The 21,292-nt window shown below is 61.8% G+C and carries 17 protein-coding genes; 14 read left to right on the forward strand and 3 right to left on the reverse strand.

Annotated elements, in window-relative coordinates; genetic code table 11:
* Positions 1–200: 200 nt before the first annotated feature.
* Both ABHT90_RS09235 and ABHT90_RS09240 read right to left on the reverse strand, forming a co-directional pair.
* Positions 201–830, reverse strand: a complete 630-nt coding sequence (locus ABHT90_RS09235) for a response regulator (RefSeq protein WP_346982298.1) — start codon at positions 828–830, stop codon at positions 201–203.
* On the reverse strand, positions 827–1,972 hold the full coding sequence (locus tag ABHT90_RS09240) for a sensor histidine kinase (protein ID WP_346982299.1): 1,146 nt from the start codon (positions 1,970–1,972) through the stop codon (positions 827–829). The genes ABHT90_RS09235 and ABHT90_RS09240 overlap by 4 nt, the downstream gene beginning before the upstream one ends.
* A gap of 197 nt (positions 1,973–2,169) precedes the next feature.
* Between ABHT90_RS09240 and ABHT90_RS09245 the strand changes: the two genes are divergently transcribed.
* The 6 genes from ABHT90_RS09245 to ABHT90_RS09270 all read left to right on the forward strand — a co-directional run bounded on the left by ABHT90_RS09245 (position 2,170) and on the right by ABHT90_RS09270 (position 10,593).
* Complete coding sequence (locus ABHT90_RS09245; protein ID WP_346982300.1) at positions 2,170–3,108, forward strand: ABC transporter ATP-binding protein; 939 nt, start codon at positions 2,170–2,172, stop codon at positions 3,106–3,108.
* Between the two features lie 9 nt (positions 3,109–3,117).
* Complete coding sequence (locus tag ABHT90_RS09250) at positions 3,118–4,305, forward strand: ABC transporter permease (RefSeq protein WP_346982301.1); 1,188 nt, start codon at positions 3,118–3,120, stop codon at positions 4,303–4,305.
* Entirely contained in the window at positions 4,292–5,497 is a 1,206-nt protein-coding gene (locus ABHT90_RS09255) for an ABC transporter permease (RefSeq protein WP_346982302.1), read from the forward strand. Before ABHT90_RS09250 ends, ABHT90_RS09255 begins: the two co-directional genes overlap by 14 nt.
* A 253-nt stretch (positions 5,498–5,750) precedes the next feature.
* Entirely contained in the window at positions 5,751–6,464 is a 714-nt protein-coding gene (locus ABHT90_RS09260) for an ABC transporter ATP-binding protein (RefSeq protein ID WP_346982303.1), read from the forward strand.
* An 8-nt stretch (positions 6,465–6,472) separates the two neighbouring features.
* Positions 6,473–9,139: an ABC transporter permease gene (locus ABHT90_RS09265; protein WP_346982304.1), complete on the forward strand. Its 2,667-nt coding sequence runs from the start codon at positions 6,473–6,475 to the stop codon at positions 9,137–9,139.
* A gap of 248 nt (positions 9,140–9,387) precedes the next feature.
* On the forward strand, positions 9,388–10,593 hold the full coding sequence (locus ABHT90_RS09270) for a DUF362 domain-containing protein (protein WP_346982305.1): 1,206 nt from the start codon (positions 9,388–9,390) through the stop codon (positions 10,591–10,593).
* A 133-nt stretch (positions 10,594–10,726) separates the two neighbouring features.
* Here the strand turns inward: ABHT90_RS09270 and ABHT90_RS09275 are convergent, their stop codons facing one another.
* A complete protein-coding gene (locus ABHT90_RS09275) occupies positions 10,727–11,692 on the reverse strand; it encodes an alpha/beta hydrolase (RefSeq protein ID WP_346982306.1) in 966 nt (321 codons plus the stop codon).
* A 186-nt stretch (positions 11,693–11,878) separates the two neighbouring features.
* On the opposite strand from ABHT90_RS09275, the gene trhA reads away from it, so the two are divergent.
* From trhA to ABHT90_RS09315, 8 genes are all read left to right on the forward strand, one after another.
* Complete coding sequence (gene trhA / locus ABHT90_RS09280; RefSeq protein WP_346982307.1) at positions 11,879–12,562, forward strand: PAQR family membrane homeostasis protein TrhA; 684 nt, start codon at positions 11,879–11,881, stop codon at positions 12,560–12,562.
* A 102-nt stretch (positions 12,563–12,664) separates the two neighbouring features.
* Positions 12,665–14,038, forward strand: a complete 1,374-nt coding sequence (locus tag ABHT90_RS09285) for a hemolysin family protein (protein WP_138113742.1) — start codon at positions 12,665–12,667, stop codon at positions 14,036–14,038.
* A gap of 24 nt (positions 14,039–14,062) precedes the next feature.
* Entirely contained in the window at positions 14,063–14,896 is an 834-nt protein-coding gene (locus tag ABHT90_RS09290; RefSeq protein ID WP_346982308.1) for a cyanophycin synthetase family protein, read from the forward strand.
* Positions 14,897–15,032: 136 nt separating this feature from the next.
* Positions 15,033–15,422 (forward strand): YtxH domain-containing protein, encoded by a 390-nt coding sequence (locus ABHT90_RS09295; protein WP_099432470.1) that lies wholly within the window; start codon positions 15,033–15,035, stop codon positions 15,420–15,422.
* Positions 15,422–16,177, forward strand: a complete 756-nt coding sequence (locus tag ABHT90_RS09300) for a PRC-barrel domain containing protein (protein WP_346982309.1) — start codon at positions 15,422–15,424, stop codon at positions 16,175–16,177. Before ABHT90_RS09295 ends, ABHT90_RS09300 begins: the two co-directional genes overlap by 1 nt.
* A 72-nt stretch (positions 16,178–16,249) precedes the next feature.
* Positions 16,250–17,656 (forward strand): polysaccharide deacetylase family protein, encoded by a 1,407-nt coding sequence (locus ABHT90_RS09305; RefSeq protein WP_346982310.1) that lies wholly within the window; start codon positions 16,250–16,252, stop codon positions 17,654–17,656.
* Positions 17,657–17,984: 328 nt separating this feature from the next.
* Positions 17,985–19,829, forward strand: coding sequence for a magnesium transporter (locus ABHT90_RS09310; protein WP_346982311.1), 1,845 nt, complete (start codon positions 17,985–17,987; stop codon positions 19,827–19,829).
* Between the two features lie 74 nt (positions 19,830–19,903).
* A complete protein-coding gene (locus ABHT90_RS09315; RefSeq protein WP_117637211.1) occupies positions 19,904–21,100 on the forward strand; it encodes an Nramp family divalent metal transporter in 1,197 nt (398 codons plus the stop codon).
* Positions 21,101–21,292: the final 192 nt, after the last annotated feature.

A 21,292-nucleotide genomic window follows, 5' to 3' on the forward strand; every position in this document is an offset into this window, starting at 1 on the left:
ATTACGAGCTCCTGTGCGAATTGGAGAGAGCGCTCCCGCAAACTGCCTCTTGACAACTTATAGGAGCGTCGGTTTTGCAAGCGCGCAATTTGCTGCGGTCGGAGACGGGCGATTCATCGTAGTAAACCGGCATAGTTTTGAAATGGCATTAAATCGATAACAGCTATTTTGCTCTGCCGGAGCGGTTGGCCGTTGGGTAATTACCCTCGCAGATAGGCGATGGCGATTTGGGTGCGGTTGCGCAGGCCCATTTTGGCAAGGATTGAGCTGATGTGGTTGCGTACGGTGCCTTCGCCCATATAGGCGGTGGCGGCAATCTCCTTGTTATCGAGGCCGCGGGCGATGAGCTCGGCGACTTCGAACTCGCGGTCGGTTAGGCTGACAAAGGCCGCAGGCCGGCGGGGCGTGCCCGCCTCAACGTCCGTTCCGTCAAAATCGACGTCCTCGATCGCCTTGCCCTCGAGCACGCGTTTGCCATCCATGACCTGCGTCAACGCGGGAGGGATGGCAGCGACGTCGGTTTTAATCAAGTAGCCGCGCGCGCCCAGTTTGAGCGCCGACACAATGTACTCGTCATCCGAGAATGTCGTCAGAAATACCACCCGCGCCGCAGGGTCGTGCTCGAGGATCTCGCGCGCCGCCGATAGGCCGTCGCGTTCCGGCATCTGAATGTCGAGCAGCGCGATATCGGGTGCGTGTTCGGCATAGAGCGAAACCGCGTCGTTGCCGTTGGCGCCGGTACCCACTACCTCGATCTGCGGCTGGGCGCCCAAGATAATCTTGAGCGAATCGACCACTAAGCGGTCGTCGTCGACAACGATGAGCCTCATCGGTCCTCATCTCCTTGCTGTTTGGGGACGGTGGCAAACACGCGCCAGCCGGGGGCGCCGGCGCGCAGGCCGGCGGTGAAGGTTCCGCCAAGCGCCTCGACGCGCTCGCGCATGGAGGCGAGCCCCATGCCTTCTACGACGTTGCTGCTGCTCGCCGGGGTCGCGTCCGCGCCATCATCGGTAACGATGAGCTGGTAAAACGACGGATGCTCCATGCATCGTACGGTGACGGTCTGGGCGCAAGCGTGGCGCATGGCGTTGGAAAGCGCCTCGCGCAGCACCGCCGCAAAGCAGTTGGCGACGTTGGCGGGTGCATGCTCGGCCAAAACTTCAAGCTCAATCTGCGGGCCGCCGTCCGAGCGCGCGCCTTCAACAATGCGTTCGAGCTGCACGGAAAGGTCGACGGCGTTGTCGTTGAGCGCGTGGACGCTGGTGCGCACAAGCTGGAGCGCCTCGTCAACCGTGCGTTTGACGTCGGCGAAATCGGCGGCGACGCCAGGCTCGTCGGCGTGGACCACGCGTAGGGCCTCGGCTTGAAGCGAAGCGCGCGTGAGCTGGTGGCCCACGTTATCGTGGATTTCGCGCGCGATGCGGGCGCGTTCGGCGAGCGTCGCGAGCTCGACTTCGTAGTCCTGGCGGTCGGCGAGGTCGCGGTTGCGTGCCTCGAGTGCCAGGGCGCGTTCTTGCAGCTTGTCGCGGGTGCGACGCATGCGTTCCTGTTCGCGCTCCAGCTGCGCGGTACGTAGCGATAGCAAGGTGGCGGCAACCGAAAGGATGGCGGTCAGCAGGAGCGTTCGGGTGGTGAGCGCGCCGCCGCGAAGGTCCGCGACAAGCGCGCAGACAAACACGGCGCCAATCGCCAGCGCGGGCCAGATGCGTTCACGGCGCACGCGTCGCGCGATGTCATAGAGGGCGAGGGGCGCAAACGGCACAAACGGCGGCACGACGACGGCCGCGATGATGTAAGCGCAGCTCGCGGCCTCGCTCGCGCGCCGGGTGCGTTTCCCCTGTGTGACCTCGGCCAGTGAGGTGGCAATAACGCCAAGGCAAAACGCCGCGACCAGGTGAGCGTCCACAGCAAGGCCCATGGCGGCCGCAATACAGCACGCCAGAACGATCGATTTGTCGAAAAGCCTGTTCATACGGGTATTGTACGCGAAGCCGCGCGTGGTGGAGGGACCGCCTGCGCAACCGTGACATTCCTCCCACGCGGCAAAGCGGGGACGTCGGCAGGCCGCACGGCCAAGCTCCGCACTCGTGACAAAGCTCACTGGTGCGCGCCGGCGGCTCCTGCGATGATGCAATCGTACCGGGCCGCAAGCAACAGAAGGGCCGCCTCATGACAGACATCGTCCACGTCGAAAACCTCGTCAAGCGCTATGACGACCTTATTGCGCTCGACCACTTTAACCTGAGCATCGCCCCCGGCGAGATCTTTGGCCTGCTGGGCCCCAACGGCTCGGGCAAGACCACGTCCATCAACTGCATCCTGCAGCTGCTCGCCTACGACAAGGGCACCATCGAGCTGTTCGGCGAGCCCATGACGCCCGCCCGCTACGACCTCAAGCGCCGCGTCGGTGTGGTGCCGCAGCAGGTGGCAGTGTTCGACGAACTCACCGTGCGCGAGAATATCGACTATTTCTGCAGTCTCTACGTCAACGACCGCAAGCGCCGCCGCGCGCTGGTGGACGAGGCCATCGACTTTGTGGGCTTGGGCGACTTTACCAAGTTTCGCCCCGGCAGGCTCTCGGGCGGCCTGGCGCGTCGCCTCAACATTGCCTGCGGCATCGCGCACAAGCCCGAGCTCATCTTCTTTGACGAGCCCACGGTGGCGGTCGACCCACAGAGCCGAAACGCCATACTGGAGGGTATCTGCCGCCTGCGCGACGAGGGCGCCACGGTGGTGTATACCAGCCATTACATGGAGGAAGTCGAGCAGATCTGCAGCCGCATTATGATCATGGACGGTGGCCGCGTGTTGGCGCAGGGCACCAACGACGAGCTCAAGCGCATGATTCAGATGGGCGAGCGCGTGACCGTCGAGGTCGGCGCCGTCGAGCCCGCCACGGTCGAGCGACTGCGCGCCCTCGAGCACGTGCTTTCGGTTGAGCTTTCCGGCGGCGAGCTCGTCTGCACCTGCGAGGCGAGCCCGCACAACCTGGTCGACATCCTCGACACGCTGCGTGCCGCCGACGTGGCACTCGGCCGCGTGTGGAGCGAGCCGCCGACCCTCAACGACGTGTTCCTTGAGATCACCGGCCGCGAGCTGCGCGACTAGGGGGCGGCCATGTTCAGCACCATCATCACCACGGTCAAGACGCTGCTGCGCCGGCCGAGCACGTGGGTCTGGGGCGCTCTCTTTCCCATCGCGCTTTCCACGATGTTCATGTTTATGTTTGCGAACCTCAGCTCCGACGGCACGGTCGACCCGGTGCCGGTGGCCGTCGTCGCCGACGAGGCCTGGGACGCCTCGACCTTTAAGGATGTGGCGACGTCACTTGCCAAGGGGGGCGACGACCAGCTGCTCGAGATCGACGAGTGCGACGACGCAGCCGATGCGAACCGTGCGCTCAAGGCCGGTGAGGTCGCGGGTATCTATACGGTCGACGCTGCGGGCACGCCCAAGCTCACGCTGCTATCGAGTTACGACAGCTCACGTGCGAGTACGGTGCTCACCGATCGCAGCATCCTGGAGACGGTGGCAAGCTCGTATACACAAAATGCCGAGCTCATGTCCCAGATTGCCCAGGACAACCCGGCGGCACTCGCCGACCCCGAGGCGGTTGCGCGCGCCCTGTCGCTCGAGGGCGGCACCCGTCGCGTGAGCCTTACGCGCACCACGCCCGACGGTACGGTCATCTACTATTACGCGCTTTTTGGCCTGGTCGCGATGATGTCTGCCGAGTTTGCCGCCTTGAGCGTCGTCGATTTGCAGCCCAATCTGTCGGGCCTTGGCGCGCGTCGCTGCGTGGGCGGTCTTTCCAAGACGGCGTCGCTGGCCGGCATCTTCGTCGGCTCGTGGCTGGTTTCCTTCGCCTCGATGGTGATCGCAATCGGCTACGTGCGCCTGGTCGTGGGCGTCGACTTTGGCGGGCGCGAGGGGCTGTGCCTCGCGGGCGGCGCCGCTTCCGCGCTTGCCGCCACGGGCCTGGGACTCTTTGTGGGCACGCTTCCCGTTAAGGGCGGCAAGGCGTCCAAGTCCGGCATCCTCACGGGCTTTGCTACCACGTGCGCCCTGTTCGCTGGCCTCTATGGCGAGCCGGCGATGGCGCTTGCCGACGACGTCGCCCGCGCCTGCCCGGCCGAGTGCTGGCTCAATCCCGTCAAGCTTATCTGCGACATGTTCAACCGCCTGTATTTCTTTGAGGACCTGGGACCTTTTGCCGTTCGCGCCGGCGCGCTGGTCCTTATGGCGCTGCTGTTCGTTGCCGCCGCCACGCTGATCTTTGGAAGGAGCCGCTATGAGCACCTTTAAGACCGCGCTTCGCATGGCGCTGGCACACCCGTTCTACCTGCTCATCTACACGGTGTTCATCTCGCTCATGGGCGTATTCATCGCGGCATCGGTGAGCTGGAACTCGTCGCAGCTCACCGAGTACAAGCCCTACGACGCCAACGTGATCGTGGTCGACCGCGATGGCAGTGATCTTTCACGTGCGCTCACCAAGCACCTAGGTTCGCGGTTTGACCTGGTCACGGGCGTCGGCGATGACACGTACGACCTTGCGGACGCGCTCTCCAAGAGCAACAGCGCCAAGGGCAGCGCCGACTGCGTGTTCTTTATCCCGGAGGGGTTCGAGGACGACCTGGTCGCGGCTGCCCGCGCGGGGGAGTCCCTGCCCAAGCTCGATGTGACCTACGGTGCCGGCACCATGGCGGCGGCGCTTTCGTCTGCCGAGGCTTCGCGCTGGATCTCGCTCGCGGGCGCTGCAGCCGCACTTGAGCCCACTGCCTCCAACGGCGACGTTGCCAAGGCCGCCGAACATGCCGCTGCAAAGCGCGCGGAGGTCCAGATCGAGCGGGTCAAGGTCGACTCGGCTGCTGCCGCCACGCTCGAGTCGTACTTCAACTTTGGCGCGTACGCGATTATCTCGTCGGTCATCGTATCGGTGGGGTTGGTGTTCTCGGGCATGAACGAGCCCGAGCGCGTGTGTCGTATGGATGCCGGCCCAATCTCCGAGCGCCAACGTTCGCTTGCCGTGTTTGCCGCCGCCGCCGTGCTCACCGTCTGCATCTGGTTTGTGTCGAGCATGATGGGCGTCGTGGGCTTTGCCGGCGCGGTCGCCGAGGTCGGCGTGGGCCGTGTGTGCCTGGCACTGGCGGCGACGTTTGCCCTGGCGTGCACGCCGCTGGCCGTTGGCTTTGCCCTTTCGAGCCTGGGTGCGCGCGAGGAGCTGCTCAATGGCGTGGGCAACCTGCTCGGCATGCTCATGACGTTTTTGGGCGGCGCTTGGATGCCGCTGTCGCTGATGGGCCCGGCCGTGCAGACCGTGGCGCACTTTGTGCCGACATATTGGGTGAACGACGCGGTCGGCAAGGCGCTCGCCGCGGACCTGACGTCCACCGTGCTGGGCGACATCGCTTGCGATCTGGGCGTCACCGTGCTCTTTGCCGCGGCCATCGCCGCCGTAGGCCTAGCCCTCGCCCACAACAAATCCCACGCCTAGACACCTACTCATTGGGGACAGACTTAAACGACCAAAAGTATTCATTGGGGACAGACTTAAATGACTAGCCATCGGGGGCAGATAAGGAGCGTCCCCAACAGCCGAGCGGCGAAAGAGCGTCCCTTGTGACTGGTCATTTAAGAACGTCCCCAATGACTAGTCTGAAACAAATCCCCACTCTCGCCCCAAAATAGTTCGCCAAGGTTTACTATTACGCTCATAAAGTAGTACGAGGCTAACAATGGGGGATACCATGGCAACGCGGGAAGCCTATGTCCAGGTTAAGGATCTCAAAAAGCACTACGGCGACGGTGATGCGCGCCTGACGGTACTCGATGGCATCGACGCGTCCATCAACCGCGGCGAGATCTGCGTCATGCTGGGGCCCTCGGGCTCGGGCAAGTCGACCTTTCTCAACCTGATCGGCGGCCTGGAGGATGCTGACGGCGGCTCCATCATGGTGGACAGCTGCGACCTCACGGTGCTCAAGCCTGCCGACCTGGGCGAGTATCGCCGCCGTGAGCTGGGCTTTGTCTTCCAGTTCTACAACCTGGTGCCCGACCTCACCATCAAGGAGAACATCGAGGTCACGGCGCACCTGTCCAAAAACCCGCTCAATGTCGACGACCTGCTGCGTTCGCTGGGTCTTTACGAGCACCGCAACAAGTTCCCGCGCCAGGTCTCGGGCGGCCAGCAGCAGCGCTGTGCCATCGGCCGCGCACTCGTCAAAAACCCGGGCCTGCTGCTGTGCGACGAGCCCACGGGCGCGCTTGACTATAAGACGTCCAAGGAAATCTTGCAGCTCATGGAGGATGTCAACCGCACCTACGGCTGCACCATCATCATTGTCACCCACAATGCCGCCATCGCGCGCATGGCCAATCGCGTGCTGCGCCTGCGCGACGGGCACATCGTCGAGGATGAACTCAACGAGTCGCCCGTTGCGGCCGCCGAGCTCGATTGGTAGGCGGCGCCATGACACCTCTCGCAAAACGTCTCCCGCGCGAACTGCGCCGCAATATCGGCAAGTACCTGGGCATCTTTTTGCTTATGTGCGGAAGCATCGCTCTCACCTCGGGCTTTTTGCTCGCAGCGCATTCCATCGGCTGCCTTATCGACGACATGCGCGATGCGTACACGATTGAGGACGGCCGCGTGACCACCTCCTTCGAGGCCACCAAAGACCAGCTCAAGGCGGCCGAGGATGCGGCCGACGACGTCGGCGGCGTCACGCTCTACAAGAATTTCTCCATCGACGCCATCATCAAAAAGACCGCCGGCGACGACGGCACCAAGCGCACGCTGCGCACCTATGCGCACCGCACCAAGGTCGATATCGCGTCCTACTGTGAGGGCAGGCAGCCCAAGACGGACGATGAGGTGGCAATCGACCGCGTCTTCGCCACCAACAACGACCTCGCCGTGGGCGATAAGGTCGAGCTCGAGGGCCGCACCTACACCATCTGCGGCATCATGACCCAGCCCGATAGCCAGGCGCTGTTCCTCAACAATTCGGACTTTACGGTGAACACCATCACCTATGGCGTGGCCGAGGTCACCGACGCCGGCTTTGCCGCGCTTGAGGACGCCGGCGGCGCACCCGCCTACACCTACTCCTTCACCTTTGCCGATCGCGATCTCTCCACCGCGGACCGCACCGATGCGGAGCAGGATATGGTCGAGGCACTGACCGAAGCCGATGCGCGCGTGGACGATCTGATCGATGCCGATTCCAACCAGGGCATTGGTTATGCGCGCGACGACGTGGACGGCGACTCCATGATGTGGATGACGCTGCTCGACATCATCATCGTGATTATGGCGTTCGTCTTTGTGGTCCTTACCGACGCCACCATCGAGGAGGAGAGCGCCATCATCGGCACGCTGCTCGCCAGCGGCTATCGTCGACGCGAGATCGTGCTGCACTACCTTGCGCTTCCCGCCATCGTGGGCGTGATCGCGGCGCTTTTGGGCACTGCGCTCGGCGTTGTGTTCTTTACCGAGCCCATGCGCAGCCTCTATTACGGTTCGTATAGCCTGCCGCCCTTCCAGGTGTACTGGAGCTGGGAGATCTTTGTGAAGTGCGCCGTGGATCCCGCCGCCGCGCTCATCCTCATCACGCTGGTGGGCCTGCTTCGCAAGATGGGCAAGACGCCGTTGCAGTTCCTTCGTCACGAGGCGAGTGGCAAATCGGGCACCAAGCGCGGCCTGCAGCTGCCGGAGCGCATGGGTTTTGTTTCCCGCTTCCGCCTGCGTATCTTCCTGCGCAACCTGGGCAACTTCGCCACGCTCTTCGTGGGCATTGCGTTTGCATCGCTGCTGCTGCTCTTTGGCCTGGCGATTCTGCCCACGATGACGCACTACGCGGACAACCTGGAGACGAGCCTGGTCGCCGAGCACCAGTACACGCTCAAGGCTCCGCTGGAGCTCGAGGGCACTGCCGAGGAACGCGAGCAGTGGTCGGCGCTCGAGCGCTTGCAGTCGGTTGACGGCGCGCTGCTTTCCGCCGCCCAGGATGCCGATGACGAGCTTGACGACGCGGCCGATGCGGCGCAGACGGCAGCCGATGCCGCGACCGCATCTCCGTCTGCCGAGAGCTTGACTGCAGCGCAGGATGCGCTTGCCAAGGTCCAGGACAAGAAGGATGCGCTCTACGTGCGCCTTGACGATCTTGCCGATGCCCTCGGCTGCAACCGCGACGAGGCTATCGACCTGATTGACAAGGCCTCTAAGATCGACACTGACAACGACGATATCCACCCGGTCAATACAATCGACAACGGTGCAGGCGCAATCGCACAGGCCGAGAAATACGCCGTTTACCAGCTGCAATACGACCGCGGCGATAGAAATGGCGAGGAGACGATTTCCGTCTACGGTATTTCATCCGATTCGCGCTATTGGAAAGACCGCAACGTCGGCGATGGGCGCGTTGTCTTTGGCGGTGGCCTGCTCGACAAGTTTGGCTGGAGCGAGGGCCAGAAGGTCACGCTCGGCGACAAGTACGAGGGCGAGCATTATTCCCTTGAGTATGCGGGCAAGGACTGTGCCTGGGGCTCCAAGTCGGACATGAATATCTATATGAGTATCGAAGACTTTAACGAGCTGTTTGACAACGACGCCGCCTACTTTAACGGCTATGTGAGCGACGAGAAGCTCGACCTCGATTCGCGCTACTTTGCCGGCGACACCACGCCCGACGACATGCGCGCCGTGGGCGACCAGTTCATCGGTATGATGAGCAAAATGATCGGAATGATGATCGGTCTCGCGGTGTTTATCTTCCTGCTGTTTATGTACCTGCTGACCAAGGCTGTGATCGATCACAGCGCCCGTTCGATCAGCTACATGAAAGTCTTTGGCTATCGTGATAGCGAGATCTCGCATCTGTACATCCGCTCGATCACGCTGTGCGTGGCGACGTCGCTCGTGTTGAGCCTGCCGGTCATTATTGGCTCGCTCACGGCCATCTTCCGCTCGATGCTGCTCGCCTACAACGGCAATATCGAGATCTACGTGCCCGCTTGGTCCATGGCTGCATGCGTCGGCATTGGCTTTGCAACCTACCTGGTCGTGGCGCTGCTACACACGCGCTCTATCAAGCGCGTCAGCCTGGCCGAGGCCCTCAAAGTCCAAGAGTAGTCATTGGGGGCGTTCTTAAACGACCAGTCATCGGGGACAGTCTTTGCCGATTCGCCGGCTCGCCGGCCAGGCTGGCAAGGACTGTCCCCCAACTGCCGGCAGGAAAGGAACGTCCCTAGCTGCCAGGTGGCGAGGCACTCATTTAAGTCTGTCCCCAATGACTAGGTGCCGTACTTGACTTTACCTCTGCTTTAACTGGTACCATCCTCTTATGTCTGTAACGCCATATAGACCGAGGGGATAGATCTATGACCGCAACTGCACCCGCAGCACCCGCTAAGGTGTACTTCACCAACCTGCGCACGCATGCTCGCGAGAGCCAGCTCGACAAGCTCAAGCGCCTCATCCGTCACGCCGGAATTGAGCAGATCGACTTTGAGAACAAGTTCGTCGCCATCAAGATTCACTTTGGCGAGCTGGGCAACCTGAGCTTTTTGCGCCCCAACTACGCCCGCGCCGTCGCGGATGTCGTCAAGGAGCTGGGCGGCAAGCCCTTCCTCACCGACTGCAACACGCTCTATGTCGGTAGCCGCAAAAACGCGCTCGAGCACATCGATACCGCCTACCAGAACGGCTTTACCCCGTATGCCACGGGCTGCCAGATCATCATCGCCGACGGCCTTAAGGGCACCGACGAGGCGCTCGTCCCGGTCGAGGGCGGCGAGTACGTGCACGAGGCCAAGATCGGTCAGGCGCTCATGGATGCCGATATCGTGATCAGCCTCACCCACTTTAAGGGCCATGAGCAGGCCGGTTTTGGCGGCGCCATGAAGAACCTGGGCATGGGAGGCGGCAGCCGTGCCGGCAAGATGGAGCAGCATGCCGCCGGCAAGCCGAACGTCGCGACCGAGCACTGCGTTGGCTGCCATGCCTGCGAAAAGATCTGCGCGCACAACGCTATCTCGTTCGACGGCACCCGCGAGCGCGAGCTTGCCAGCGGCGCTACTCGCACGGTGCACGTGGCCGCTATCGACCACGATCGCTGCGTGGGCTGCGGACGCTGCATTGCGGCATGCAACCAGGACTGCATCAAGCCCGGTTATGAGGCCGCAGCCGACGTGCTCAACTGCAAGATCGCCGAGTACACCAAGGCCGTCGTCGACGGCCGCCCGAGCTTCCATATCTCGCTTGCCATGGATATCAGCCCCAACTGCGATTGCCATCCCGAAAACGACACGCCTATCGTCAACGATATCGGCATGTTCGCGAGCTTCGACCCGGTCGCCATCGACCAGGCCTGTGCCGATGCCGTGATGGCGTCCGAGCCGCTGCCCAACACCGAGCTCACCGATAGCGCGGCCAAGATGGAGCACAATCACGAGCATCTGGAGGGCGAGCAGGCGCGCGACCCCTTCTGCATCACGCATCCCGACACCGATTGGCGCGCGTGCATCGCGCATGCCGAGAAGATCGGCCTGGGCACGAGCGAGTATGAGCTCATCGAGGTCAAGTAGCACCTAGCTATTAGACAAAACAAGCGCCTTTGTAGCACAACTGTTAGCAAAAGCCGCCCGTGAGCACAGTGCCCACGGGCGGCTTTTCGGAAGTGCTAGGGGGTCAGATAGGCCAGTAAACCGTACTATTTGCCTAAAAATACTCGTCGAGGAAGTTGTCGACCGTGTTCCAGTAGAGTTCGGGGTCGACCTGCGCGCTCTTGGCGTGGGTGGCGCCATGGATGGTGAGCTTTTGCTTGACCTTGCTGGCGCACGCGTCGTAGTTTTGGTCGAGCATACTGTACGGCACAAAAGTGTCCTGGTCGCCGTGGATAAACAGCATGGGAACCGTCGCGTGTTTGAGTTGCTCCACGCTGCTCGCCTTATGAAAGTCGTAGCCCGCGCGCACGTTGCATACCAAGTTTGCTACATCGAGCAAGGGAAAGCTGGGCAAGCCGAACACGTTCTTGAGCTGCAGAGAAAACTCGTCCCAAACACTCGTATAACCGCAGTCCTCGATAATGCATTTCACGTTTGCGGGCAGAGACTCCCCCGCGACGTTCATGGCGGTTGCCGCACCCATCGACTCGCCAAAGACCAGGATGCGCGCCTCGGGGTCAGCCTGAACGATTTGCTCGATCCATGCGACGATGTCGAGGCGCTCGGGCCAGCCCATGCCGATATAGTCGCCGCCGGAGCGCTCGTGGGCGCGGGCGGCGGGTGCGAGTACGTTCATGCCGCGGTCGTGGAATCGCTTGACGTATCGGGCCATACCGATAGGCTCGTTGGTATATCCATGCAGGCAGACGGCGTAGTCGTGTGTGCTCTCCGACGCAGCAAAATACCAGGCGGCGAGCTCAGTCCCGTCGTCCGCGGTGAGGCTGCTGCTCTCGCGGTTCTCTTTAAACCACGCCCGTGCCTCGCCCTCCTCGGCATCCATCTGCTCGCCCTTTTCGGCGTCCTTGCCGTCCTGCATCATCTTCATGGTGTATGGCGCGCGGGGATTCAGCGCGAAGTCAAACAGAAAGTTGCCGGCAAACCCCAGCAGCGCGACAACGAGCACCAGCGCAACGACGCCGGCTATCTTGAGCTTTCGATGGGAACGTGCGTTTTGAGACATAAGAAGCTTTCCTATAAGATGTTAATACGTCAACATTTAATGCAAGCGCATTATGGACGTTCGCCGTTGATGCGTCAACAGGCAAAGAATGGGTAAACAAAGGGTCACGTATGGTGCAAATTTCGCACGTACCTAGACGCTTTGATATAGTGTTGAGAACTCTTTACGTTGGAGGATGTAACCGGCATGTCCGATTCGAGCGACAGTTCTAAGCCGCGACCCAAGACCGCGGCCGTTCCACACTACACCATGGGCGAGGAGATCATGAACTCCGTCACCCATGGTGTCGGCTGCCTGCTGGGTATCGCGGGCCTGGTACTCCTGATCGTATTTGCTGCCCTGCGCGGCGGAGGCCCGGCCCACATGGCCGCGGCGATTGTCTATGGTGTCAGCATTATCCTCGAATACCTTGCCTCCACGCTCTACCATGCGATTCAGCCCGCTCGCGCCAAGCGCGTGTTTCGCATCATCGACCATAGCTGCATCTACCTGCTCATAGCCGGCAGCTATACGCCGTTTTGTCTCATCACGCTCGCAAACGACGGCGGTCCTATGCTGTTCTTTGCCGTATGGGCCATCGCCATTATCGGCATCGCCCTCGAGTGCTTTATGCGCGAGCGTCAACCGCACTGGGTAAGTGGCCTGGTCTACCTGCTGATGGGCTGGCTCGTTGTCTTTAAGCTGCCCGAACTTGTGGCACTGCTCAACCCTGTGGCGCTTGCCCTGCTCGCCGTCGGCGGCGTGTGCTACACCGCGGGCGTGCCGTTCTATATCGCCAAAAACGTGCGCTATCTGCACAGCGTGTTTCACCTGTGGGTGCTCGCCGGCAGCATCTTCCAGTTCATGGCGGTGATCCTCTTCGTAATCTAGCGACCGCGCCCGCGTCCTCGTTTGGGCGCCGGCGCAATTGCCGTATCCGCCATCAACGTTTTACCCTAACGTCCCGAATCTTGGAGGTTCGAGAAACTCCCGATGGACATAACCATCTCCCTTATTACCACGCTCGTCCTGACGCTTATCAACGGCTACTTCTCTATGTCCGAGATGGCTCTCACCACGGCTAAGCGCGCCGTGTTGGAGCACGATGCCGAGGAGGGCGATAAGCGCGCCGAGCGCGCCGTCCAACTCGCCGCCGACTCCGATCAGCTGTTGGCCACCATCCAGGTCGCCATCACGCTCGTGGGCTTCGCCTCGTCCGCCGTCGCCTCGACGAGCCTGTCCGACCCGCTTGCCACATGGCTCATGAGCTTTGGCATCGCGCCGCTTTCCGCCATCGCGCGCGGCCTGGCGCCGGTCATCATCACCGTCGCCGTCGCCTTTGTGTCCATCGTGATCGGCGAGCTCGTGCCCAAACGCATCGGCCTCGCTAACGCCGAGGGCGTATCCAAGCAGGTCGTGGGGCCGCTTTCCGTGTTCCAAAAGATCGCCCGCCCGCTCGTGTGGCTGACCGGTGCCTGCTCCGATGGCCTGGCCCGCATCCTGCGCATCAAGAGCGCCGACGACCGCCAAAACGTCTCGGAGGAAGAGATCAAGTACATGGTCTCGGAGCAGGACGACCTGCTCGACGAGGAAAAGCGCATGATCCACGAGATCTTCGACCTGGGCGACACTGTTGCCCGCGAGGTCATGGTCCCGCGCGTGGACACCACCATGTGCGAGGACGACGAGACGGTCGCTGACGTGCTGTCCACCATGCGCCAGACCGGCTTCAGCCGCATCCCCGTCTATCACGAGGACCCCGACAATGTCGCGGGCATTGCGCACATCAAGGACCTGATCCAGCCCGCGCTCGACGGCAAGGGCGACCAGCCCATCGCCAGCTATTTGCGCGATGCCACCTTTGTGCCCGATACCAAGGACATCCTGCCGCTGCTGTCCGAGATGCAGACCTCGCACGACCAGATCGTGGTCGTCGTGGACGAGTACGGCGGCACGGCCGGCATCATCACCATCGAGGACATCGTCGAGGAGATCGTCGGCGAAATCGAGGACGAGTTCGACCCCGACAACAAGTACCTCACGCGTCTTTCGCGTCGCGAGTGGCTCGTCGATGGGCGTTTTTCGTGCGATGACGCGATTGAGCTTGGTTGGCCGCTCGAGGAAAGCGATGATTATGAGACCATCGCCGGCTGGATTTTGGAGCTTTGCGACTCGGTGCCCGACATCGGAGAGGTGTTTGAGGTCGCAGGGTACAAGTTCAAGGTACAGTCGATGCGTGGCCAGCGCATCTCGCTCATTCGCGTGATCGCTCCGGCCGAAACCGATAAGAAGGATTCCGAGTCTTCGGCAGAGAAGCCGGCGGCGTCGGGTGCGGGCTCTGTGGATCCGCACGATGGCGACGAGTAGGGCAAGGACGAGTAGGGGAGAGTTATGGCAGGCCTGTTCAACATCCTTAAGGTCACCGTCAGCGAGGACAAGATTTGCGCGCACGTGCTGGTGAACCCCGGTATGCCGCTCATGACCTCGGAGGATATCGAGGCCACGGCGCGCGTGTACTACCTGGTGCCCGCGATTGCCAAGCATCTGTGCCTGGGCGATTCGGGTCGCGAGTTCCAGGACTGCATGGGCCAGACCGAGCTTTGCCACCTGCTGGAGCACGTGACGGTCGAGCTCATGAACGAGACCGGTCTTGCCGGCAGCATTTCGTGCGGTCGCACGCGCGTGAGCGAGCATGACGAGCGTGTCTTTGAGGTTGAGCTTTCGTGTCCCGATGATGCGCTGGCCATCGGTGCGCTGTCTTCGGCGACCTTTATGATGGATTGGGCGTACCTGCACGCCGATCAGCCGGCCCCCGACGTGGAAGGCACGGTCGCAGGCCTGCGCAACCTGGTGCTGGGCATGCGTGCCGAGGTCGAGGGCAAGGACCCGCACGAGGCCGTTGCCGCTGCGAACGGCGAGGACGTGGCCGAGGATGCGCCCGAGGGCGACGCTCCCGCCGACGCCGACACTGAGCCCGTTGCCGAGGCGCCTGCTGAGCCCGAGTCTGTGGAGCCCCAAGGCGTCCCGAGCTTTGACGACGAGCCGCAGATGCCAATCGATACCGAGGGTGCGGTCGCCGAGAACCACGAGGCCCCCGCGGCCGTCTTTGGCGGTGCGGCAACGGCTCCGTCCGGCTCGGCGCACGAGGGCAACCTGCCGCTCGTCGATGGCGCCGGCGAGAACCCGGCCGCCACGGTCGCCATGCCGACTATGCCGCAGGAGTAGGCTCAATCGCTTATCACCATCATGTACCTGCGCTTTTACCGTACGCAGATGAGCGCGACGGCAAGTGTTGCGCTGCGGGTATAATGGACAGCATTCAAACGGTGGGCATCGAGGTGCCCGCAGGAGAGGAATGATCATGGGAAAGACTTTCAGCTTTGTCTCCGGTGCGCTCTTTGGTGCTGCCGCCGGCGCTATCATCGGCGTTGCTCTGGCCCCGCGCTCGGGTGCCGAGACCCGCGCCATGGCCGCCGATATCGCCAACGACGCCTGGGACAACATGCGTGACACCTACGAGCACAGTGCCGAGGAGGCTCGTGCCGCGGTCAACGACTTTGGTCCGATGGTCGACGCCAAGACCGATGACCTGCGCGCCAAGGTCGACCTGGCCCGCGAACGCATGGACCAGCTTCGCGAGCAGCTCAACGACGCCATCTCGGGCGGCAACGTGACGCCTGCCGCCGACGTCGTGGTCGAGAACGCCGTCGAGGCTGATACCGAGGCTGCGGAGCCCTCGACCGAGGCATAATGCGCGCCGGGGATTTTGTCGGCGCCAAGATCTATCGCAAGCCTACCGAGGACAAGCGCACCAAAAAGGACGGCACGCCGCGCAGCCCTAAAAAGCTCGGAAAGATTCACTTTCCGGTCTTTACCCCGGGCGGTACGCGCGTGGTCGGCTTTATGGTTCGCCAGTCCGATATCGCGGGCATGATCGAGCGCCCCGACCGATTCGTAGCGCTCGACGCCATTGGTGTCTACGAGGGCGCCATTGCGGTCGATGACGTCAAAGGCACGTACGATGCCACCGCCGCCAAGCGCCTCGACATCAACCTGGACGATTGCATCATCTGGGTCGGTATGGACGTGCGCACGGAATCGGGCGACGTCGTGGGCTATTGCTCGGACGTTGAGTTCAAGCCACGCTCGGGCATCGTGCAGGCATTCTATGTGACCGCCGGTGCTGCTTCGAGTGTTTTGGTTGGTGACACGCAGGTGCCGCCGACGATGCTGCGCGGCTATGCGGACGGCGCGATGATTGTTTCGGACGAGGTCAAGTCGCTCGGGTATTCGGGCGGTGCGGCTGCCAAGGCCGCCGAGGCCAGCGTCGTGGTGGGCGACAAGGTCAAAAAGGGCGCCAAGGTGCTCGACGACAAGGGATCGGTTGCCGTGGACAAGGGCAGTCGCGCACTGGGCAAGCAGCTCGGCAAGACGCGCGGCATGTTCAAGGCCTTTAAGGACGAATACCAAAAGGCGAGCGGAGGCTCGCCAAAAGCTACAAAATAGCGACGTACCAAATGATGGGAGGCAAGCCGGAGACCTGTTGCTCCGGCTTGCTGTGTTTATGGGGGAGGGCACATGCGCCAAAACGGATCCAACTTAAACGGGCGTTCGGGTGCGCGTCCGACGGCGCGCCGCGACCTGGGGCAGCTGCCCAGCGGTCAGCGCAAGTGTCACCGTAAGCCCGGCGCGATGTATCTCAACCATAGCCGCGGCTTTAGCGACCGCAGCGCTCGCATCGGCAACAGCCGTACGCCCCGTCGTTCGTCTCGCCTGCCCTATGCGCTCATTGCCGTGGGCTGTGCGCTCGTGCTGTTTATCGCTGCCGTCGTGGGCTACGTCAACCGCAGCGTGGACGTGGAACTCAACGGCCAGAAGACCGCGGTGCGCGTGGGCTCTACGCTGCAGAATCTCATCGACGACCAGGAGTTGACTGACACCTACGACGCAGGCGACCTGTTGGCCGTCGATGACAGCGTGCTCAAGCGCCATGGGGGCGAAAAGCTGTCGGTGAAGGTCGACGGCAAGCGCGTGAAACAGGGCAAATGGGATAGCCGCGAACTTGAGGGCGGCGAGAAGGTGACGGTCAAGGATGGCCGTAACACCTACGAGAAGCACGAGGTTCAGGCTACGGTTATCGAGCCCAAGCTTAAGGTCGAGGGCACGGGCGCTATCGAGTATGTGCAGACATGGGGTGTCCAGGGCCGCTCCGAGGTGTGGGTTGGTGAGCAGTCGGGCAAGACGCAAGACCGCGGCGAGGTTGTGCCCGCCACCGATTGCGTTGTTGCGTGCGTCAGCGTGGCGCCCAAGGGCAACAAAAAGTACGTGGCGCTGACGTTTGACGAGGGTCCGAGCGGCGCTACCAAACAGATCTTGCAGGTGCTCAAGGAAAAGGGCATCACCGCGACGTTCTTCCTTTCGGGCGATGCGGCCGAGGCCTCGCCTGCCACGGCCAAGGCGATTGTCGATGCCGGGTGCGAGATCGGATCCAACGGCTACAGCGACGATTCTCTCAAGGGTCAGGACCGTGAGGCGGTACGCGAACAGATCACGAAAGGCACCGATGCGATTAAGTCGGCGACTGGCGTGAAGACGATGCTGCTGCGTGCTCCCTACGCTGCCTTTGACGAGCAAAACTGGATTGATGCGATGGATCTGGTCTCCGCCGTGGTCTCGTGGAATATTGACTCGGGCGACTGGCTGCTCAACGGTGCCGACGAGCAGGTCTCGACGGTGCTCGATTCGGTGACGCCGGGCAATATCGTGCTGCTCACCGATAGAGACGAATGCGCCGAGCAGACGCTCGAGGCGCTGCCGCAGATTATCGACGGCCTCATTGCCGACGGCTACAAGATCGTGACGCTCAGCGACCTGGTCAAGACGGACACGTCGCTGAGCAAAAAGCTCACCTCGCTGACGAAGGTCACCATGCCCAAGGACGCCGTGTTCCCCCAACTTGCCGAGGACGACGACACCACAGAGTAGTCATTGGGTAGTCATTTTAGAACGTCCCCAATGACTATGTCACGGATGCGTCAGTGTTTGGTATGCCTGCAATGTGCAGCGCATAAATTCGATGCCGCAGGGCGATGCTGATGCTATAGTTACTGCGGTTAATGAGGGTCAAGAGAAAGGTTACAGGTGAAATCCAAACCTCGACCATACAGTCGATGACCCCATGCAGGTGCTTTTTGCGCATGCACGGGGTGTAAGCGTCGAGCGGCGTGCCGCCCGCGCATGCGTATACATATCCAGAAGCCCCCGGACGCCGCACGCGCGGCCGCGTCCGGAGGAATTATGATGGGGAGCACCATTGAATTATCTGAGTGAGATGCTCAAACTGCCGGTCTTGGACGTCGACGGCGAAAAGCTCGGCGTGGTCAACGATTTTGGTATTGCTACCGGCGAAGTTTTTCCGCACGTGACGTCGCTCGCGTTCCGCGGACCCGGCAAGACGCCGTTTATGATCAGCTGGCGCAAATGGGTCGACCGTATCGACGAGACGGGTGTACACCTTAAGACGTCGGCCACCGAAATCCGTTTTTCGTACCTGCAGCCGACCGAACTCCTGCTCGCCCGCGACGTGCTCAACAAGCAGATTGTCGACACGCAGGGCATGAAGGTCGTGCGCGTAAACGACATCAAGTTTTCCATGTCGGGCGAAAATCAGCTGCGCCTGCTGGGCGCCGAGGTCGGTGCCCGCGGTCTGCTACGCGCCATCAGCCCCGCGCTCGAGCATATCGTCGAAGGCTTTATGAAGCACCTGGGCAAGCCGCTCAGTGAGGACATCATCGCTTGGTCCTACATGGACCTGCTTGACCGCTCGACCAAGAACATTCAACTCTCGGTGTCGCACAAGACGCTCGGCGAGCTGCACCCTGCCGACATCGCCGACATTATCGAGCAGCTCGACCCGCGCCTGCGTGCGCAGGTGTTTGCGCAGCTCGATACTGCCCAGGCCGCCGAGGCCATCTCGGAGTTCGATGACGACGAGCTCATGACCGAGATGCTCGAGGGCCTGTCCGACACCGACGCATCGTCGATGCTGGCCATGATGGACCCGGACGATGCAGCCGACCTGATCGACGAGCTCGATTACGAGAAGGCCGAGAAGCTTCTGCGCCTGATGGGCGTCAAGGAGGAGAAGGCGATTCGTAACCTGCTGGGGTATGAGGACAACACCGCCGGCCGCATCATGACCTCGGAGTTTGTCTCCCTGCCCGCCACGGCAACGGTCGGTGACGCCATCGAGGCGATTCGCGAGCTCGACGAGGACTTCGAGAGCGTCTACTACGTCTATACCGAGGATCCGAGCGGCATGCTGACCGGCGTGCTTTCGCTGCGCACGCTGATCGTAGCCGACCGCGACGCCACGCTGGGTCAGCTGGCCTATCGTGACCTGGTTTATGTGTCGCCCGACGAGGACCAGGAAGACGTGACGGACGAGATGACCAAGTACGACCTGGTTGCCATCCCTGTCTGCGACGAGAACCGTCATATCCTGGGTATCGTAACCTTCGACGACGCCATGGACGTTATCGCCGAGGAGCATCAGGAGGACCTGCAGATCGCCGGTGTCGGCTCGGGCGATAGCGCGTCGGACGACTCGACGAACGTGCTCAGCTGGTTCGTGCATCGCCAGTACTGGGTTGTTGTATGGGGCATCGCGTCGTGCATCATGGCGACCGTGCTGGGGACGGCGCTCGACTCCGCGCATCTGGTGGTGTTCCCCATGTGCGCCATGCCGCTCGTGTTGCTGGCTGCCTCGCGTATGGTGTCGTTCGTCAAGAACTACTTCCTGGAGTATGACGGTCACGACGACGAGCCCAAGCCGTATCTGGGGTTCTTCTTCCAGAGCACGGGCATGGGCCTGATTCTGTCACTCGTGACCTATCTGTGCGCCCAGCTGGTGCGCACCGCTGCGTTCCCCGATGCGCCCATGTTTGAGGAGCAACTCTTTACCGGGTGCTTTAATATCGCTGCCATCATTTGCCTGGTTGGCAACATGAGCGCCGTGATTTACCTGATGGTGCTGTTCTGGCGTGACGAGCATGACCTCAACACGTCGGGCACCGCCATGAACGTTATTGCCGTCATGATCTCGTGCGTAGCGTACTGCGCCGCTGCGGTGCTGCTCGCCATGTCGGTCATGGGTTAGGTGGTCGCGTGCAAAATACCAAGCAAAAGTCGGGCACCAAGCAAAAGTTGACCATCGCGGCCATCTTTGGCGCTATGGGTCCCGGTCTGCTGGCGGCGCTTTCGGGCAATGACGCCGGCGGCATTGCAACGTATTCCAGCGCGGGCGCCAGCTATGGCTACAAGATGCTCTGGATGCTTCCCGTCATGACTGTGCTGCTCATCGTGACGCAGGAGACCGCGGCGCGCTGCGGCTGCGTCACGGGCAAGGGCCTGGCATCGCTCATTCGCGAGCGCTTTGGCGTGCGCAAGAGTGTGCTTGCTATGGCGGCGCTGTTGATCGCCAACACAGCCGTGACCATTTCGGAGTTTGCGGGTATCGCCAGCGGCCTTGCTCTCTTTGGCGTGCCGGCGAGCATCTCGGTGCCGTTGGTGGCGCTGCTGGTGTGGATGCTTACCATGTCGGGTAGTTTCCAGCGCATCGAGAAGATTCTGCTGCTGGTGAGCTGCGTGTTCGTGACCTATATTGTCGCCGCGTTTATGGCTGGCCCCAACTGGGGTGAGGTCGCGGTCGACCTGGTCGTGCCTAACATTCAAAATGATCCCAGCTACGTTTCGCTCGTGGTCGCAACGATCGGTACCACCATCGCGCCGTGGATGATTTTCTTGGCGCAGAACAACGTGGTCGATAAGAACGCGGGCGAGGACGATATCGTGCTGCAGCGCATCGATACCGTGAGCGGCTCGCTTGCCGCCGATGTCATTGCCGGCTTTATTATCATCACGACCGGTACGGTGTTGTTCCCGGCGGGCATTCAGATTAGCGATGCTGCCGATGCTGCCCGTGCGCTGGAGCCTATTGCGGGTCAGTGGTCCACGGTACTGTTTGCCTCGGGCCTGGTCGCGGCGAGCTTCTTGGCTGCCTGCGTGCTGCCGGGCGTTACGTCGAGCGCTATCTGCGAGGCATTTGGCTGGGAGCGCGGTGCCGACCGCAGCTGGGACGAGGCCCCGGTCTATCGCGGCATCATTACGGCCATCATCGGTATCTCTGCCGTGCTGGTGCTTATGCCCGGCGTCGATCTGTTCCAGATTATGATGACCTCACAGGTCATCAATGGCGTGCTACTGCCCGTGGTTCTGGTGTTCCAGGTGGTTATCGCCGCTGACCGTCACATTATGGGCACTAACCGCAACGGCCGCGTGTGGAATGTGCTCACTTGGGCGACTATCGGTGTGATTACGGTGCTGACGGTCGTCATGTTTGTGCTGCAAGCGATGGGCTACAGCGCGTAGCGCCCACTTTTGCTTCCGAACAGGCCGCAGCGATGGGCTGCGGCCTGTTTTTCGTTTGCTATAGGGCGTTAGTTATATGGCGGTGGGCAAAAAATGCCAAATATGAGTACTGTTGCGGTCGCGCGCGCAGACGTGGTGTAAGAGTGTCCTGAGGTCCGTCGCTGCAAGTCCCGATGTTACTCCTTCTTGAGG

Origin of the sequence: Collinsella aerofaciens, assembly GCF_039758815.1 — a bacterium.
Classification (GTDB): Bacteria; Actinomycetota; Coriobacteriia; order Coriobacteriales; family Coriobacteriaceae; genus Collinsella; species Collinsella aerofaciens_BP.

Bases quoted from the DNA above. Each gene is read 5' to 3' on its own strand.
- ABHT90_RS09265 (WP_346982304.1), top strand. From the start codon at position 6,473: ATGACACCTCTCGCAAAACGTCTCCCGCGCGAACTGCGCCGCAATATC.
- ABHT90_RS09300 (WP_346982309.1), top strand. From the start codon at position 15,422: ATGCGCGCCGGGGATTTTGTCGGCGCCAAGATCTATCGCAAGCCTACC.
- ABHT90_RS09235 (WP_346982298.1), bottom strand. From the start codon at position 830: ATGAGGCTCATCGTTGTCGACGACGACCGCTTAGTGGTCGATTCGCTC.
- ABHT90_RS09240 (WP_346982299.1), bottom strand. From the start codon at position 1,972: ATGAACAGGCTTTTCGACAAATCGATCGTTCTGGCGTGCTGTATTGCG.
- ABHT90_RS09275 (WP_346982306.1), bottom strand. From the start codon at position 11,692: ATGTCTCAAAACGCACGTTCCCATCGAAAGCTCAAGATAGCCGGCGTC.
- ABHT90_RS09305 (WP_346982310.1), top strand. From the start codon at position 16,250: ATGCGCCAAAACGGATCCAACTTAAACGGGCGTTCGGGTGCGCGTCCG.
- ABHT90_RS09285 (WP_138113742.1), top strand. From the start codon at position 12,665: ATGGACATAACCATCTCCCTTATTACCACGCTCGTCCTGACGCTTATC.
- ABHT90_RS09290 (WP_346982308.1), top strand. From the start codon at position 14,063: ATGGCAGGCCTGTTCAACATCCTTAAGGTCACCGTCAGCGAGGACAAG.
- ABHT90_RS09295 (WP_099432470.1), top strand. From the start codon at position 15,033: ATGGGAAAGACTTTCAGCTTTGTCTCCGGTGCGCTCTTTGGTGCTGCC.
- ABHT90_RS09245 (WP_346982300.1), top strand. From the start codon at position 2,170: ATGACAGACATCGTCCACGTCGAAAACCTCGTCAAGCGCTATGACGAC.
- ABHT90_RS09260 (WP_346982303.1), top strand. From the start codon at position 5,751: ATGGCAACGCGGGAAGCCTATGTCCAGGTTAAGGATCTCAAAAAGCAC.
- trhA (WP_346982307.1), top strand. From the start codon at position 11,879: ATGTCCGATTCGAGCGACAGTTCTAAGCCGCGACCCAAGACCGCGGCC.
- ABHT90_RS09255 (WP_346982302.1), top strand. From the start codon at position 4,292: ATGAGCACCTTTAAGACCGCGCTTCGCATGGCGCTGGCACACCCGTTC.
- ABHT90_RS09250 (WP_346982301.1), top strand. From the start codon at position 3,118: ATGTTCAGCACCATCATCACCACGGTCAAGACGCTGCTGCGCCGGCCG.
- ABHT90_RS09270 (WP_346982305.1), top strand. From the start codon at position 9,388: ATGACCGCAACTGCACCCGCAGCACCCGCTAAGGTGTACTTCACCAAC.
- ABHT90_RS09315 (WP_117637211.1), top strand. From the start codon at position 19,904: ATGGGTCCCGGTCTGCTGGCGGCGCTTTCGGGCAATGACGCCGGCGGC.